Annotated in this window: 11 protein-coding genes and 1 CRISPR repeat array; of the genes, 5 read left to right on the forward strand and 6 right to left on the reverse strand. The window is 53.1% G+C overall.

From position 1 onward, the window contains the following. Positions 1-87 precede the first annotated feature (87 nt). Positions 88-3,048: a CRISPR direct-repeat array (repeat unit 24 nt; unit sequence GAAACAATAGAGAAAAATTGAAAG). Between the two features lie 119 nt (positions 3,049-3,167). Beyond that, positions 3,168-4,235 (reverse strand): S-methyl-5-thioribose-1-phosphate isomerase, encoded by a 1,068-nt coding sequence (gene mtnA, locus QXH45_06330; protein ID MEM2078860.1) that lies wholly within the window; start codon positions 4,233-4,235, stop codon positions 3,168-3,170. A gap of 76 nt (positions 4,236-4,311) precedes the next feature. Between mtnA and QXH45_06335 the strand changes: the two genes are divergently transcribed. The 3 genes from QXH45_06335 to QXH45_06345 all read left to right on the forward strand — a co-directional run bounded on the left by QXH45_06335 (position 4,312) and on the right by QXH45_06345 (position 7,623). Further along, positions 4,312-4,827, forward strand: a complete 516-nt coding sequence (locus QXH45_06335; protein ID MEM2078861.1) for an endonuclease — start codon at positions 4,312-4,314, stop codon at positions 4,825-4,827. Then, complete coding sequence (gene hisS / locus QXH45_06340) at positions 4,828-6,108, forward strand: histidine--tRNA ligase (GenBank protein ID MEM2078862.1); 1,281 nt, start codon at positions 4,828-4,830, stop codon at positions 6,106-6,108. Positions 6,109-6,174: 66 nt separating this feature from the next. Then, the gene (locus tag QXH45_06345) at positions 6,175-7,623 is read left to right on the forward strand and encodes an RtcB family protein (GenBank protein ID MEM2078863.1); all 1,449 of its coding nucleotides are present in this window, start codon (positions 6,175-6,177) and stop codon (positions 7,621-7,623) included. Here the strand turns inward: QXH45_06345 and QXH45_06350 are convergent. From QXH45_06350 to QXH45_06360, 3 genes are read right to left on the reverse strand one after another with little or no spacing between them, the layout of a single operon-like run. Then, the gene (locus tag QXH45_06350; protein ID MEM2078864.1) at positions 7,613-8,869 is read right to left on the reverse strand and encodes a hypothetical protein; all 1,257 of its coding nucleotides are present in this window, start codon (positions 8,867-8,869) and stop codon (positions 7,613-7,615) included. The genes QXH45_06345 and QXH45_06350 overlap by 11 nt on opposite strands. Continuing rightward, complete coding sequence (locus QXH45_06355) at positions 8,866-10,365, reverse strand: type II/IV secretion system ATPase subunit (protein MEM2078865.1); 1,500 nt, start codon at positions 10,363-10,365, stop codon at positions 8,866-8,868. Before QXH45_06355 ends, QXH45_06350 begins: the two co-directional genes overlap by 4 nt. Before the next feature lie 18 nt (positions 10,366-10,383). Next, the gene (locus QXH45_06360) at positions 10,384-10,791 is read right to left on the reverse strand and encodes a hypothetical protein (GenBank protein MEM2078866.1); all 408 of its coding nucleotides are present in this window, start codon (positions 10,789-10,791) and stop codon (positions 10,384-10,386) included. Between the two features lie 193 nt (positions 10,792-10,984). Between QXH45_06360 and QXH45_06365 the strand changes: the two genes are divergently transcribed. Then, a complete protein-coding gene (locus tag QXH45_06365; GenBank protein MEM2078867.1) occupies positions 10,985-12,583 on the forward strand; it encodes a DNA topoisomerase VI subunit B in 1,599 nt (532 codons plus the stop codon). Positions 12,584-12,596: 13 nt separating this feature from the next. Then, complete coding sequence (locus QXH45_06370; GenBank protein ID MEM2078868.1) at positions 12,597-13,901, forward strand: DNA topoisomerase IV subunit A; 1,305 nt, start codon at positions 12,597-12,599, stop codon at positions 13,899-13,901. Between the two features lie 109 nt (positions 13,902-14,010). On the opposite strand, the gene QXH45_06375 is transcribed toward QXH45_06370, so the two are convergent. Together QXH45_06375 and QXH45_06380 are read right to left on the reverse strand one after the other, a co-directional pair. Continuing rightward, positions 14,011-14,634, reverse strand: coding sequence for a nitroreductase family protein (locus QXH45_06375; protein MEM2078869.1), 624 nt, complete (start codon positions 14,632-14,634; stop codon positions 14,011-14,013). Positions 14,635-14,764: 130 nt separating this feature from the next. Further along, positions 14,765-16,126 (reverse strand): GntP family permease, encoded by a 1,362-nt coding sequence (locus QXH45_06380; GenBank protein MEM2078870.1) that lies wholly within the window; start codon positions 16,124-16,126, stop codon positions 14,765-14,767. Positions 16,127-16,134: the final 8 nt, after the last annotated feature.

The following is a 16,134-nucleotide window of genomic DNA, read 5'->3' on the forward strand; positions in this document are numbered from 1 at the left end:
CAACCCCATGGACCCGGGCCCACAGAGGAGGCAGGGGAAAGACTTAAATAGAGGAAAACAAAATAAACAAATCAAAAACCAAAAACAGAAACAATAGAGAAAAATTGAAAGTTATCTTTGAAATATTGGCAGTCTTTGACGTATGTGACCGGAAACAATAGAGAAAAATTGAAAGTCGCCGAAACCCTCGAGAATAAATTAAAAAATAAAGGAATAGAAACAATAGAGAAAAATTGAAAGCTCACTTTTTCTCACCTCCTCAATGAATTCCAGTGGGCTTATGAAACAATAGAGAAAAATTGAAAGGGAGTGCTAAGCAAGAAGAGAACTACAGCAAGGTAGTTGGTGGAAACAATAGAGAAAAATTGAAAGATATCTGTATCATGCTCCATAACAGTGTGCCAACCCCGTATGAAACAATAGAGAAAAATTGAAAGGTTTTTTCGTGGCGTGAGTCAAGCCCCCATATCTTCAAGAAACAATAGAGAAAAATTGAAAGGTTCAACCCCCGCCGTCAGCATCAACAGCCCCAAGTCTGTGAAACAATAGAGAAAAATTGAAAGTGCTTCCTCAATCGCCCGAGGGCCTCAAGGGTTCGCCGTGAAACAATAGAGAAAAATTGAAAGTCTAGTAGCTCTTTTGCAAGCTCTAAGTCGAGCAATATTTCCTTGAAACAATAGAGAAAAATTGAAAGCTTTTCGAAAAGTACCCCCTATATGGGGTTAGAAACTGGGAAACAATAGAGAAAAATTGAAAGGCAATATCATATATATTAACATATATGATATCTTCATACATTCTGAAACAATAGAGAAAAATTGAAAGATGGGTTGATGTTGCCAGAAGTTTGTCAAATAAAACTGAAACAATAGAGAAAAATTGAAAGCTATTATACAAAAAAGGGTGTGCAACTGTTTTGATGCGTGAAACAATAGAGAAAAATTGAAAGGTCCTTAACCTTCGCAGTAGCTGTGTCTCCCTTGCAGATGAAGAAACAATAGAGAAAAATTGAAAGTCTCAACCAGTACGAGATAACACAGCTCAAGAAGTATTTTGAAACAATAGAGAAAAATTGAAAGCACAGGACTATGTATTTTCTACTAGAACGGTGCCTCAGGAAACAATAGAGAAAAATTGAAAGCACGGCTTACGCGGATGTATGCGAGGGCCTTCCTCAAGGCCTGGGAAACAATAGAGAAAAATTGAAAGCGCTATCATAGTATTCGCTTAACGGTTTTCCACGTATAATGAGAAACAATAGAGAAAAATTGAAAGGGAAAGACCAGGCTCGTAATCAGCGTCTATACAGTCGGAAACAATAGAGAAAAATTGAAAGATAACCCCCCATCGAGAATTGGAATACTCTTATTTTGAAGGAAACAATAGAGAAAAATTGAAAGAGGACGAAGTTGTCTTTATCGAACACCGTGGTCTTGTTTGGAAACAATAGAGAAAAATTGAAAGTCATTGCCTTCCTGATATTTTCTTCAGCTTTTTCGACACCACGCTGTATCTCAGAAACAATAGAGAAAAATTGAAAGTCGTTCAAGACTGAAGTTTACGAGAAGGATAATGTGAGTGAAACAATAGAGAAAAATTGAAAGTAGCCCTCGATCAGCATTATTGTTGATAAAGTGTCGATCATGGAAACAATAGAGAAAAATTGAAAGAATGATGAACATGATGCTAATGGTGATGGTCATGACCATGAAACAATAGAGAAAAATTGAAAGTTTTTTCAAGAAAAACACAAAAAAACAAAAAAAAACACAAAGAAACAATAGAGAAAAATTGAAAGTTTATTACATAATAAGGCGAGTCTTCACATTGTTCAAGGCTGAAACAATAGAGAAAAATTGAAAGTTCTCAGAGCCTCTGCCCTTAGAGGGTTTAGTGGCTAGTGGTGAAACAATAGAGAAAAATTGAAAGTTTATCCCCCTCTTGATAGTAACACTCAAGAGCGTGATCCTCAGAAACAATAGAGAAAAATTGAAAGCGCTAACGCTGTAGTATCTGTTGCCCTCGACTATGATCGAGATGAAACAATAGAGAAAAATTGAAAGGGGGCAGTTTCTCATCACGCCTCTCGCTCACTAGCCCTCACGAAACAATAGAGAAAAATTGAAAGGTTAATATAACCGCGTGGTTCACTGATGGAAGCAGTCAAACCGGAAACAATAGAGAAAAATTGAAAGAGGTGTATTCGTTTAAGAACTCAGTATAGTCGGCTATCCCCGAAACAATAGAGAAAAATTGAAAGAAGTATATTACCTGGACACGCCTGTTTACCCTAGGGTTTATTGGAAACAATAGAGAAAAATTGAAAGCGGGGACAAAGATCTGGCCGTTGTTTGCAACCCTAGATATTAAGAAACAATAGAGAAAAATTGAAAGCACTATCTTGTCCCTGAACGGGTGGCGATCGTTTATCCATATCCGAAACAATAGAGAAAAATTGAAAGACAGGCTGTCGCTTGAGGGGGTCGTTTACCATAGGCGACTTCTCGAAACAATAGAGAAAAATTGAAAGCCAGTATCTAGTTCTAAACAACAAGATATGTAGAAGCGTGAGGAAACAATAGAGAAAAATTGAAAGACACTAACAGCAACAACACCCTCATCCAAGCCATCAAGCCAGAAACAATAGAGAAAAATTGAAAGCCTGGTGATCCGCTGGAGGTCCCGCCTGTAGTTAACCTGACCGTGAAACAATAGAGAAAAATTGAAAGACGTATATCTGGTAATTTTGATCTACTCTGCGCTCAATCACTGAAACAATAGAGAAAAATTGAAAGTTAGAGACTGCGAATCGGTGGCTAGTGAGAGCTCTATGGAAACAATAGAGAAAAATTGAAAGTATTTCTTTTGTTTTGGTATATAGCTTTTGACGCGGCGAAACAATAGAGAAAAATTGAAAGTCTTCGACTGAAGCGGGAAATGCTTTAGCACTAACAAGTACGAAACAATAGAGAAAAATTGAAAGTTGACACGGGTGGGTATGACTCTTATTAGTCTCAAAAAAATGAAACAATAGAGAAAAATTGAAAGATGTTCTCTACCGGTTGGGGCTTCACTAGTTGCTTGAGGAAGCTCGTTTATATGGTCTTCGCGTATTTCTTGGAGGCTCTTGCTCGTGTTTAGTTTATTGGGGATGCTTGGCTTGCTTGTTATTTCTCCAGGGTTTTCTTCAGGTTTTCGTGGAATGGGGGGTGGATTACTCCTTTCTCGGTTATTATCGCTGTGACTAGGTCTGGGTCGGTTATGTCGAAGGCGTAGTTCAGGGCGGGAGCGTCTTCCAGGGTTATGAGCTTGCCCATTACGTATTTCACCTCGCCGGGGTTTCTCTCCTCTATGACTACGTCGTCTATGTTGCTCTCCAAGTCTATGGTGCTCGACGGGGCGGCCACGTAGAATGGTATGTTGTTCCTCTTGGCTGCGAGAGCTATCATGTACGTTCCAATCTTGTTGACGACGTAGCCTTCTCTCGTGATCCTGTCGGCGCCGACGATGACTAGGTCGACCATCCCCCTCCTCAGAAGGAACCCGGCAGCGTTGTCCGTCACCAGGGTGACGGGGATCCCCTCCTTCGACAGCTCCCACACCGTGAGCCTAGCCCCCTGGAGGACGGGGCGGGTCTCAGTAGCGATGACCCTGACCCTCTTCCCCTTATACCACGCGACCCTTATCACCGCGTGAGCCGTGCCGAGGGCCGAGGTGGCGAGGGCTCCAGCGTTGCAGTGAGTGAGTATCGTAGCACCGTCGGGGACCAGCTGTGAGCCGTGCTCGCCGATCAAGAGGTTCGAGTAAACATCTTCGCTCAACACCCTGAGGGCCTCGTCGGCAACGGCGCCAGCGGCTTCAACAGGCCCCAGCCCCCTGCTCATCGACTCGGATAAAACCCTTCTAACCCTGGCCAAGGCGTGGAAGAGGTTGTGAGCCGTGGGACGAGTACGCCAGAGGAGCGAAACAGCCTCGAGAACCCTGGAGTAGAAAACATCCCGGGGCTCGCTCACCAGGCTCCAAGCATAAGCCGCCACGGCGAGCGCCGCAGCCACACCTATCGCCGGCGCACCCCTTATCTCCAAGTCAATTATCGCCTTAGCAACCCTCACCGGGTCGCTGCTGCACTCAACCTCCTCGGAGTGAGGGAGCTTGAGAGTGTTAATCCAGCAAACCCTCCTCGAGGACTCATCCCACCAGACGGCTCTAACCCTCACCGGGTAAGGAATACCCATGAACACACCGAGCAAAATATGATCCCCTAGTAGCAATATAAACGTGAAACCCCATTCAAAAACCACGGGGGTCGAGATGCAACAGGGGACCGCGGCAACCTTCGACGAGGACACGTGCACCAGCATCGTCAAGGAGGAGGGAGCCGGCGAGCTCGAGGCCAAGTGGTTCGGGAGGAGAGGGGAGCAGGGCCTCGTCCTCAGCCTGGTGGAGACAGCCTACCTCCTCCTCAGCGAGAAGATCCAAGTATCGAGCACGAGGGGAGCAGCCTCCGACCTAAACCAGCTCGTAAGCCTGCACCAAGAATGCTTCGCCGAGTTCTTCTGGCCAATGCTCACAGTATACAAGGACCTTAGAGACAGGGGGAGAAGAGTCAAACCAGTTGGAAGAAACAGCTTCCTCGTAAGGGACAAGCAGGGGGGCATGAAGCTGGTCTACGTGCTGGAGGAGAAACACCTCGAGAAAACCAGCGAGCTGATGAGCTACGTTGAAGCAGCCAGGAGCAACTCGCTCGAAACAGTCTTCGCCGTAGTCAGCCTGCAGGGAGACCTAACATACTACGAAGTATCAAGGATAAACCCGGTGGTGGAGTAGATGAGCAACGACTACTTAAACCCTCCACGGGGAACAAGGGATTTAACCGGGGAGGAAGCACTGCTCCACGAACACCTAGCCGATACGTTCAGGGAGACGGCCCGCCTATCAGGCTTCACACCCATCATAACCCCTACCATAGAGTACTTCAAGCTCTTCGAGGCCAAGAGCGGCGAGGAGATCAAGAACTCAATGTACGTGTTCCAGGACAAGGCGGGCAGGCTCCTAGCCCTGAGGCCCGAGGTAACAGCGAGCGTCGTGAGAGCCTACTTGAAGCACCTCAGGAGCGAGCCGAAGCCCCTGAGGCTCTACTACGTGGCCCAGTGCTTCAGGTACGAGGAACCCCAGCAAGCCAGGTACAGGGAGTTCTGGCAGGCGGGGCTGGAGGTCATAGGAGACCCGGACGTCAACGCAGACCTCTCCGCCGCCTCCGCGGCCAGCGCGTTCCTCGAGAAGGCCGGACTCAGCCACTACTACGTGGTCGGGAACGTCGCGCTCCACAGAGCAGTGATGTCGAGCATGGGCTTGGATCAAGAAGCCCAGGACCACATACTACACTTAATCGACAAGGAGAGGGTTGGAGAAGCCCTCAGGGAGCTCTCGTCGAGAGCGGGCGGGGAGAACGCCGCGCTGTTCGCAGCGATCCTGGATTCACGGCTGAGCCAGGTTGAAGACGTAGTGAGGGATTTGAAAAAAGCCCTCGGCGAAGCATACGAGCGCGTGCTGAGCGAGCACTCGAGGACCGTGGAGTTCATAGAGTCGCTGGAGAGCCTCGGCTACAGGGCGGAGTACAACCCCAGGCTGGTAAGGGGTCTCGCATACTACACGGGGCTGATCTTCGAGTACAAGGCGGGAGGCATCGACGCGAGCGTGGGGGGAGGGGGACGCTACGACGGGTTGACAACCGTCTACGGGGGCGGGTTCGAATACTCCACAGGGCTCGCCCTAGGGCTCGACAGGATAGCCCTGGTCCTCTCCAAGAGCTTCAAGCCCGTGAGGAAGAGGTCCGTGATGATCGTGCTCGTCAAGAACATCCCGCTCGAACACGGCCACAGGGTTGCGAAAACCCTCGTGAACAGCAACGTCGCAGCATACGTCCTCAGGACGGATTCCCTCTCCAAAGCCTTGAAGCTGGCGAGCAAGAAAGGGTTCGACAAGGTAGTGATAATAGGGGAGAGGGAGCTGGCCGAGAAATCCGCTACAGTCAAGGACATGGCCACGGGGGTTCAGGAGTCGGTTAAGCTGGAGGAGCTGGCCGACAAGCTCGCGCGGCCCGGCTAGGCGTTCACAGTTTTATAATCCAGTATATTCTTAAATCAAGGTAAGAAGCCTCGAGAGGTTGTTTCTATGCCTAGGACACTGCTCGAGAAGATTAACAACTACGAGTGGAGGATACCCCGCTCGTACAAGCCCTGCATGAAGACCGACGCGATCGTTTTCGCGGACGAACACCTGCTCGAGAAGATGGAGGGAGACCTCACCCTCGAGCAGGCTGCGAACGTTGCATGCCTCCCCGGGATAAGGCTGTACTCGTACGTGATGCCCGACGGGCACCAGGGCTACGGCTTCCCAATAGGGGGAGTAGCAGGCTTCGACGTCGACGAGGGAGTCATAAGCCCCGGGGGCGTGGGCTACGATATAAACTGCGGGGTCAGGGTTTTAAGGACTAATTTGAGCGAGGAGGACGTTAGGAATAGGATAAGGGATCTCGTTGATGCTTTGTTCAGGAACGTGCCGAGCGGCGTGGGCTCCACGGGACACCTGCGCCTCAGCATCAGCGACCTAGACGAGGTGTTGAACCACGGCGTGAAGTGGGCCGTGGAGCACGGCTTCGGGTGGGAGAGGGATCTCGAGCACATCGAGGAGAAGGGGAGCATGAAGGGAGCCGACGCGGGCAAGGTGAGCAGGGTGGCTAAGCAGAGGGGGCACGAGCAGCTCGGGACCCTCGGAGCTGGAAACCACTTCCTCGAGATACAGGTTGTCGATGAGATCTACGACCCCGGCATCGCCAAGGCGATGGGGATAACCCACGTGGGGCAGGTAACCCTCATGATCCACACCGGGAGCAGGGGCCTCGGGCACCAGGTCGCCAGCGACTACCTGGTCGCGATGGAGAGGGCTATGCGCAGGTACGGGATAAGCGTGCCCGACAGGGAGCTCGCGGCAGTACCCTTCGCGTCGCCCGAGGGCCAGGACTACTTTAAAGCGATGGCCGCCGCGGCCAACTTCGCCTGGACCAACAGGCAGATAATAACCCACTGGGTCAGGGAGAGCTTCAGGCAGGTTTTCAAGCAGGCCCCGGAGAGCCTTGGGCTCGAGATCATATACGACGTCGCCCACAACATCGCCAAGGTCGAGGAGCACGTGGTCGACGGCGTAAAGTACAGGGTCGTGGTCCACAGGAAGGGCGCGACCAGGGCATTCCCGCCCGGACACCCCGACATCCCCTCAGACTACCAGTCGATAGGGCAACCAGTCCTCATCCCCGGGAGCATGGGCACTGCGAGCTACATATTAGTGGGCACTTCCGATGGTGCAAGGACATGGCACAGCGCCCCCCACGGCGCTGGAAGATGGCTGAGCAGGAACGAGGCGATCAGGTCTTACAGCCCCGATAGAGTAACTGACGAACTATCCAGGAAGGGCGTTGTCATAAGGGCGGCTACGAGGAGAGTGATCAGCGAGGAGGCCCCCGGAGCATACAAGGACGTCGACAAGGTCGTGTTGACGGCCCACAAGGTTGGAATAGCCAGGATGGTCGTTAAAATGCGCCCGATAGGAGTTGTCAAAGGATAGTCGGGGAAAAGTACACTAGTAGCCCAAGCCCCAGTAAAACAGCCACGTTTCTACCAGAGTAGAATAACCCCCCGCTCTCAACCACGGATGCAACAGTGATCGACGCCGAGACGCTGGCGTAGAGTATTGAAGCCACCGTCTCCCTGGGAAGCCTGAAGGACAGGGCCGAGCTCTCGATCAACAGTGCCGTTAGAAACATCACGGCGACTGTGAAGACGGCGTAGAAGAAGTAGACTCTGGACCTCTCGAGACACCACTTCCTAGCTTCCGCGACATGCCTGAGGAGCCTGCCGACGCTGGAGGCCAGCGGCGCTGCTAGGCCAGTATACTCGACGGGGGCGAGAAGCAGGCTCAGAGCCTTCCTTGAGAGCCTCGGCAGGCTCGTAGAAGCCAGCATTCTCGAAGCGTTAAACCCGTTTAGAAGAGCTAGCCCCAGAGCCCTGTACGCGAGAATGCTCGAGCTCCTCAGCCTCTGAACGCTTGAAGCATCAACAGGAGTGCCGAGGGCTAGGCTCGCCGCCACCTCCCCGGCCGTGAAGACTGCTTCAGCCTCCTCCAACACTACCCTCCTAACTCTCTCCCTCAGGAGCAGGTAGAGGATAAGAGCGGTGGAGAAGTGGATGAATACTCCTGGGATACCGGTGAACACTACCGGTGAGAGAGCTATCACCGCGAGATCTCCTGCAACCCCCGGGGCAGTCCTAGGGGCGAGGAGGGCGTCGGATATTCTCGAGGCGATCCAGTAGCCCACGAGCCCGGCCCCCGCGATCGAGACTGCCGATGCAAGAGGGTTCACGAACCCTCCCGGTATAACGGCGAGGACTGTGACGCTGAGAATCATTATTAAAAACCCCTCGTAGAAGGCATCTAGCTGTGAAACAAGGCTCGATATCCTGGCGCGGTGCTTCTCAAGCTCCTCCTCCAGGTATCTCTCAACCAGGGCTTGAGTATTGCCGGAGGAGACGAGTACTTCACCATACTCTCTGAGAAACTTAGACACCTGGGTCGAGGAAACCGTGGAGGATAAGTTCTTGAGGGATGTGTAGGGGTCTCCCGAAGCCTTCTCCAGGAAGACGTAGAGCCTGGACAAGCGGGTGAAGGCCTCCGGCAAGACGACTCTTCCCTGTGCAGCCTGCTCGAACAAGTCCATCATCTTCAAGCCCGAGTATTCGAAGGATGAGAGGATGGTGAGGAAGTCCAGGAACTCTTCTCCGAGGCTTTTCCCTCCACCGTGAAGGATTGTCAAGCACTACCACCCGTTAAACCCCATGAGTACTTGCCGAAGTAGAAGTCCAACAGCTTCTCGGAGAGGATGGAGTGGTTGAAAACCCCCCTCCTAGTGTTTTCCTCGAGGAAGTCAGCCCTCTTCTCGAGCTCAGCGATCAGCTCCGACCCATCCACAACCCCGCGGAGCTTCCTCGAAGCTGAGGCGATGACCCGCGGGCTCAGCTTAAAGCAATCCTCCCAGGATGCGCAGAGCTCTGAGACCTGGGAGTTCCAGTCCACCTCGCTGACCGATGATACCCTCCTAACTCCTTGCTGGTTGACAACGTGAACAATCGCTGAAATGTTCTTTAAAAGAGCCCTGGGAATCGAGATCGGGGGAGCCGCCAGCCTCTCCAACACGGACCGGGGGTTATCCGCGTGAATAGTTGTCAAAACCCCGTGGCCGAGCCTCGAGGCCTGGACAAGCAACCTTGCCTCAACCCCTCTAACCTCGCCAACCACTATGTAGTCCGGCCTCCTCCTCAGCGCGAACCTCAGCAGGTCGTAGGAGGTTATGCTCCCTCCGTTCCTGTCGGCAGGTGTTCTCTCCACGAGGGGGTCCCAGAGCCCCGTGGAACCGTTCAGCTCAGGGGTGTCCTCGATCGACACGACCCTCCTTGACGGAGGTATGAGGGTTAAGAGGGCTTGGAGAAGCGTTGTCTTCCCCGCGCCAACTCCCCCCGCCACTATGATCCAGCCCTTGTTCTCAAGAATCAGCCACAGGTATGAGGCCACCGTGCTCGACAAGACTCTCTCGCTGAGCAGTCTGGTAATAGTCAGCGGGGAGCCGGGTCTCCTCCGAACCACGATGCTGCTTCCAGCCCTCGAGACCTCTCCCCCAAAGGTCAGGCTAACCCTCAACCCCTCCCGGGTCAGGCCCTCGGCAATAGGTGTTTGGAGGGAGATGTGTTTCCCAGACCTCCTTGCCAGGGAGAGCACCAGCTTGTCGATGAGATCATCCCTCACCGAGACGTTGGTGGGCAGCCAGCCATACCAGCTGTAGGCCCTGTGGATCACGTGGACCCTGCGAGTCCTCTTGTCCAGGCTGATCTCCTCAACCCTCTCGTCCAGCGTGAAAGGATACAGGGGGCCGTACCCGCTGGCTATTTTCGAGTAACTGTAGAGTACGCCTGCACTGAGGCCCTCTCCATACTCCGCTACTCTACGGGACTCGAGCTCTAGGATCAGCCTGCACACTTCTTCGAGACCGTCAGCCGGGATAGGAGGCTCCTCTACAGCGTATTGGAGCACGTTGCTGTTTCTAACTATTCTAGTCTTAACGCTGAACGGGAGCTCGTACTCCTCGATAATTAATCCTTCAACAGGGTTTTCGACAACATATCCCGACTGGTATTCTTCGACGATGTTCTTCACGACCATCAGGGAGTCCTTCCCGAAGCCTTGACTGCGCTGTCGAAGAAGAGGGGTGATCGGGAGGGTTTTGAGGAGTGTGAAAAAAGATCTAGTTTTAAACATCCCTAGACCTCTCTCAAACTACTTTAATACTTCGTAGAGCTTTGAGGGTTCCCCATCATAGTAGACTCTCACGTAGAGAGGCTTAGCGGGGTCTATGCTGGTTAAGGTTATATTGCCCACTGCTATCGACGTCTTCCCTCCCGGCGGTATCACGGCAGAGTCCACCTGCACGCTGTATATCACGCTCCCGTTCTGGACGAGGACTACTCTATCAATCTTCACGGGCTTCAGCCCCGTGTTCAATACTTCAGCGTATAGTTCGCGGGTCGAGCCGTAATCGTATAGTGCAGCGTAGACTATTTCAACCCCACCGCTCCTCGCGCCGCCTGACAAGTAGCTGTAGACGTAGTTGTACAGCATTATACCTCCCGCAATGGTTAAGGCCAGCAACAGGGCTGTCGCAACGAGGCTTGAGACGGCCTTCACGGTCCAGCACCAGTTAATACTGGCTGGTTGAAAGAATTCGCCGTGTAAAAGGATTTAAGCCCGGGGAGGAGTGGGAGGGGTGAAAGTGTTTCCCGCCGCGGCCGCGGATTCAAGCCTCAAAAATGCCCTGGTTTAAAAGACTATTACCTGGATAATAGATCAGGATTTAAGGGTTTTGGGAGGTTTGTCTAAAATGTCGAACAGCGTCGAGAACGTTGAAAAATACAGAGCGATAAGCCCCGCCGAGTTCTTCTACAAGTACAGGGAGATCGCAGGCTTCTCGAACCCCGTGAGAGCGCTGTATCAAACGGTTAGAGAGCTGTACGAGAACGCGTTGGACGCTACCGATGCTCACGGAATACTCCCCGATGTTAAAATAGTGATCAAAAGGGTCGACGAGATGCAGGAGTACTACAGGGTCACTGTCGAGGACAACGGGATAGGGTTGCCCCCGGACGTGGTCCCGAACGCTTTCGGGAAAGTACTGTTCAGCAGCAAGTACGTGTTGAAGCAGACCCGTGGAATGTACGGGCTGGGCGTTAAAATGGCGGTACTATACGGTCAAATGACCACTGGGAGGCCCGTGGAGGTGATAACGAGCAAGCAGGGGTTCAAGAGGATCTACTACTTCAAGCTCAGGATCGACGTGAACAAGAACGAGCCCGTAATACTCGAGAAGGGGAGCTGGAGGAAGTCGAGGGACTGGCATGGAACAATAGTCTCGATAACGCTTGAGGGCGACTGGGCCAGGTCTAAGCCCAAGATCATGGAGTACTTGACGCGCTCAGTCGTCCTCACCCCCTACGCTAACATATTGTTCATAACCCCGGAGGGCGAGATAGTCTACTACCCCAGGACCATAAGCATCCTGCCGAGGCCGCCCATGGAGGTCAAGCCCCACCCCTTCGGCGTCGACCTCGAGCTGATGAAGCAGCTGAGGGATTCCGACCCTTCCTCAGCGATCAAGGACTTGCTGATCAAGAGCTTTCAGAGCGTGGGGGAGACGACCGCCGGCGAAGTGTTGGCGAAAGCGGGGGTCGACCCCGCGAAGCCTGTGGGGGAGCTGAGCGAGGACGACCTGCTGAGGATCGTCAACACTATTAAGACCTACGAGGGGCTGAGGCCCCCGTCGGCCAAGTCCATCTCGCCCCTGGGGAGGGAGATAATCATAGCGGGCTTGTCGAGAATGTTCAAGCCCGAGTTCGTTGAAGCCGTGACTAGGAGGCCCCAGGTGTACCATGGACACCCCTTCGTGGTGGAGGCGGGAGTAGCATACGGCGGCGGGACTCCTCTAAGCGAGGTGGATAAGCCGGTCATCCTCAGGTACGCTAACAAGATACCGCTGCTCTACGATGAGGGGAGCGATGTAACCACGTTCGTGATAAAAGAGGACATCAACTGGAGCAACTACACCATATCCTTCCCCTCGCCAATCGTGGTCCTCGTCCACGTCTGCAGCACCAAGATACCGTTTAAAGGAGTAGGCAAGGAGAGCATCGCGGACGTCCCGGAGATAAGGAGGGAGATAAGGCTCGCGTTGATGGAGGTTTTGAGGAAGCTCAAGATCTACCTGGTCAGGAAGGCCAAGGAGGAGGAGGTTAAGAAGAGAGTAGTGGTTCTCGCGAAATACATCCCGGAGATAGCCAGGAGCCTCCACACGATAGTGCAGGGGGAGAACGGGATAAACCAGGAGCTGCTGAAGGATAAGCTCGTTGAAATAGTTGCTAAGAGGGCGGGCATCCCCCTCGAGGAGGTCTCGAAGAGTGTTCAAACAGTCGAGATAGGCGTTTAAGGTGGTGGTGTGAATGGTTACGAAGGCCGACGTAGAGGCGAGGAGGCGCGCTAGCGAGCTGATGAAGAAGAGGTTCGTCGAGATCTCGCAGCTAATACTCAAGGGGGAGCGCCCCGTCCTAGTGATGCCTAAGAGAACCCTGTCCAACACCATATACGACTACAGGCACAAGCTCCTCCTCCTCGGCCCGGAGACCCAGAAGAGGAGCTTCACCGATGTCAACGAGGCGAGGAAGTTCATGCAGACGATGCTGATGGCTTCGATCATATACGAGTCCCTGGTGAACAACGAGTACCCCACGATACGTGATCTATACTACAGGGGCAAGCACACCATCAGCTACCGGGATATAGACGGGAAGATCGTCCACGAGAACAGCTGGGAGGAGCAGAAGGAGTCGGACAGCGTGATAAGGGATCTCGAGGTTTTCCTAAACGTTCTTCGGGAGGAGCTCTTGATCCTGAGCAAGGAGAAGGGGAAAGTCGTCGGCAACCTCGTGATAAGGAGCGGCGACGACACGATAGACTTGAGCAGGATGGGCCACGGAGCATACTCTATCGAGCCCACCCCCGACCTGATAGAGTTCAAGGACGTAGACGCTGAATACGTGCTCGTGGTGGAGAAGGACGCTGTCTTCCAGCAGCTCCACAGGTACGGGTTCTGGAAGAAGAACAAAGCCATCCTCGTCACGAGCGCCGGGCAACCCGACAGGGCTACCAGGAGGTTCGTCAGGAGGCTTAACGAGGAGCTGAAGCTCCCAGTGTACATTCTCGCCGACTCAGACCCCTACGGGTTCTACATATACAGCGTGTTCAAGATAGGCAGCATAACTCTATCCTACGAGAGCGAGAGGCTCGCGACACCCGGCGCCAAGTTCATAGGCGTCATGATGTCCGACGTGTTCGGGGACGCGCCCTTCTCCGAGATACTGGGTAGGATGGACAAGGGCTTCCCGGGCGTACCCAGGTCAGCGCTGAGCAGGCTCGAAGCCAAGAAACCCTACCTCGACGAGAAGGAGAGGAAGAACTACATCATCAAGGCCAAGCAGAAGGACATCGAGAGAGCTGTTGAACTAGTGGGCTTCGACGTAGCCGACGTCTGCATGGATGAAGGCGAGTTGAAGAGCAAGGTGAAGAAGAGGAAGGAGGGGTTGACGGGTTATCCCTGGTTCCGCACGCCCGAGTGGGTGAGGGAGCTCTGCATATTCTTCAAGACCCTGAGCAAGCTCGAGATCGAGGCGATGGCGAGCAAGGGGTTGAAGTTCCTCGCGGACAACTACATCCCGGAGAAGATAGACTCCAAGGACTGGATCGACTAGGGGTCCTTAATAACCCGTTTAAACCCTATATCATAGTGATGATGATTAAAACGGGCTCGACGCAGCGGATGAGAAAACCTGTCTCAGCTGAGGATCACCCTGCTCGAAGCTACCTCGTCGCCGAGACATCCTTCAAATTCCTCCTGGGGCGGGGCCTGGGCTCCTCAGCGGGATACCCGAAGGCTATGATGGCCTGCAGCTCGCAGCCAGGCGGTGGCTGGAGGAGGTCGTCGAACTCTTTCCTCATTAAAAGGGGGACTCCGAGCCACACGGAGCCAATCCCCATGGACCATGCCGCGAGGATCATGTTCTCGAGCGCCGCTGAAAGGGATTGAACAGCCATTAGCCTCTCGTAGTCCGAGTACTCCTCGCTGTAGAGCCTCCTCCGCATGTCTATGTAAGCCGCCACGTACACCGGGGCCAGGTACATTCCCTGCTGGATCCTCCCAATCCATTTCGAGACAGACTGCTCCGACAGCGGCGTCTTGAGGACTCTTCTCGCGTAGAGCTCGTGCACCTTCCCCAGTAGCTCGTGCAGCCTGATCCTCTTCTCATCGTCTTCAACTAGAATGAAGAACCACTGCTCCCCGCCGGAGGCTGTGGGAGCTCTAACACCGGCTTCGAGAACCTTCTCCAGCGCCTCGCGTGGTATTGGGTCTTGTTTAAACCATCTGACACTACTCCTCGTTCCAACGACTTCGAGGAAGCACGCGCATTCGAAGGGGCTCGGCAATCAACCACCCCTTTCATTCTTTGACGGGAGGGGGTTTTAGCCTTGACGCGGGATGGAAAGGCGCCCGCGGAGGATCCGCGATCGCTGCTGGGAGGTAAAGGGTTGAGTAGAGAGTAGAAAAAAGTTTGAGCTATATGAGGAAGAAGGATAGGACTAGGACGGCTGCAATAGCTACCAATCCCTCTACAAGCGTCGCGAGAGTCTGAGTCTTGAATCCCTGAGTCGGCGTCATCCCGGAGAACAGTGTGACAACCCAGAAGTAGCTATCGTTAGCGTGGCTCACGACCATTGAGCCGGCGCCTATCGCGAGCGTCGTTAAGACTCTTCCCATCTGAGACGACAACCCGAACACGGGGAGCAGCGAAGCCATGATCGCTGAAGTCGTGATTAAAGAGACTGTCGATGATCCCTGAGCCGTCTTCAGCAAGGCAGCTATGCCGAATGCTAGGAGCAATCCGATGATTGCTCCCCCGCCGGTTTGACTAACGACTGACCCTATGTAGTCTCCAATTCCAGTAGCCCTTATCACTGCGCCAAATGATCCTCCAGCACCCGTTATCAGGATGATTATCGACGCATCCTTCAAAGCTTCGCCGATCCAGCCCTCCGGCCCGTAAACGGTTTCATCCAGCTTCTTGATCAAAGTGAACGATACCAGCATTCCGATGAACAAGGCTATTATAGGGTCTCCCAGGAACCTCACGACGTCCACGTGGAGTCCCTGACCGAAGGGCTTGCTGGGGAACTCAGCTATCGACTTCAACACTATCAAGACTATTGGAACTAGTAGCGATAAGAAAGCCCTGGAGGCTGGCGGCAGGGATCCATACTTCTTCTTCAGCTCCTCGTAGTCTGCTTCGACCTTGGGGGGTTCAACGTATATCTTGCTGCCAATGTACTTGGCGTACAAGAGGCCGGCGAAAGCGGCTGGGACGGCCGCTATTATTCCGAACAATATTACCAGCCCTAGGTCAGCGCCCAGGTTGCCCGCAGCCGCTATGGGGCCGGGCGTCGGGGGGACCAGGGTGTGCGTCGCGTACAATCCAGTCGACAATGCTATAGCCGTGGTAGCCATCGACAACCCAACAGCCTTGGTCAAAGCCTTGTTCAGCGGGTTTATGATGATGAAGCCTGAGTCGCAGAACACTGGAATCGATATCACGAAGCCGATGGAAGTCATGGCCTCCGGAACCCTCTTCCTGCCGACAAGCTTCAGCAGGGCTTCAGCCATCGACAGGGCTCCCCCGGTTCTCTCTAGAATGTAGCCGATGATTGTTCCAAGCGCTATCACTATGCCTATCGACCTCAGGGTGGCGCCGAACCCATCCGCGATCGTCTGAGCCGTCTTGACCGGGCCCAGCCCTGAGACCAGCCCGGTGAACATAGCGATTCCCAGGAGGACGAGGAACGCGTTGACCTTTACTTTTCCAGTGAGGTATATCATTATTAATATTGCAATGACTAGTGTCAATAGGACCATTAATCCATCCATATTGACTC

Origin of the sequence: Thermosphaera sp. (assembly GCA_038827615.1) — an archaeon.
In the GTDB taxonomy this organism is placed as follows: domain Archaea; phylum Thermoproteota; class Thermoprotei_A; order Sulfolobales; family Desulfurococcaceae; genus Thermosphaera.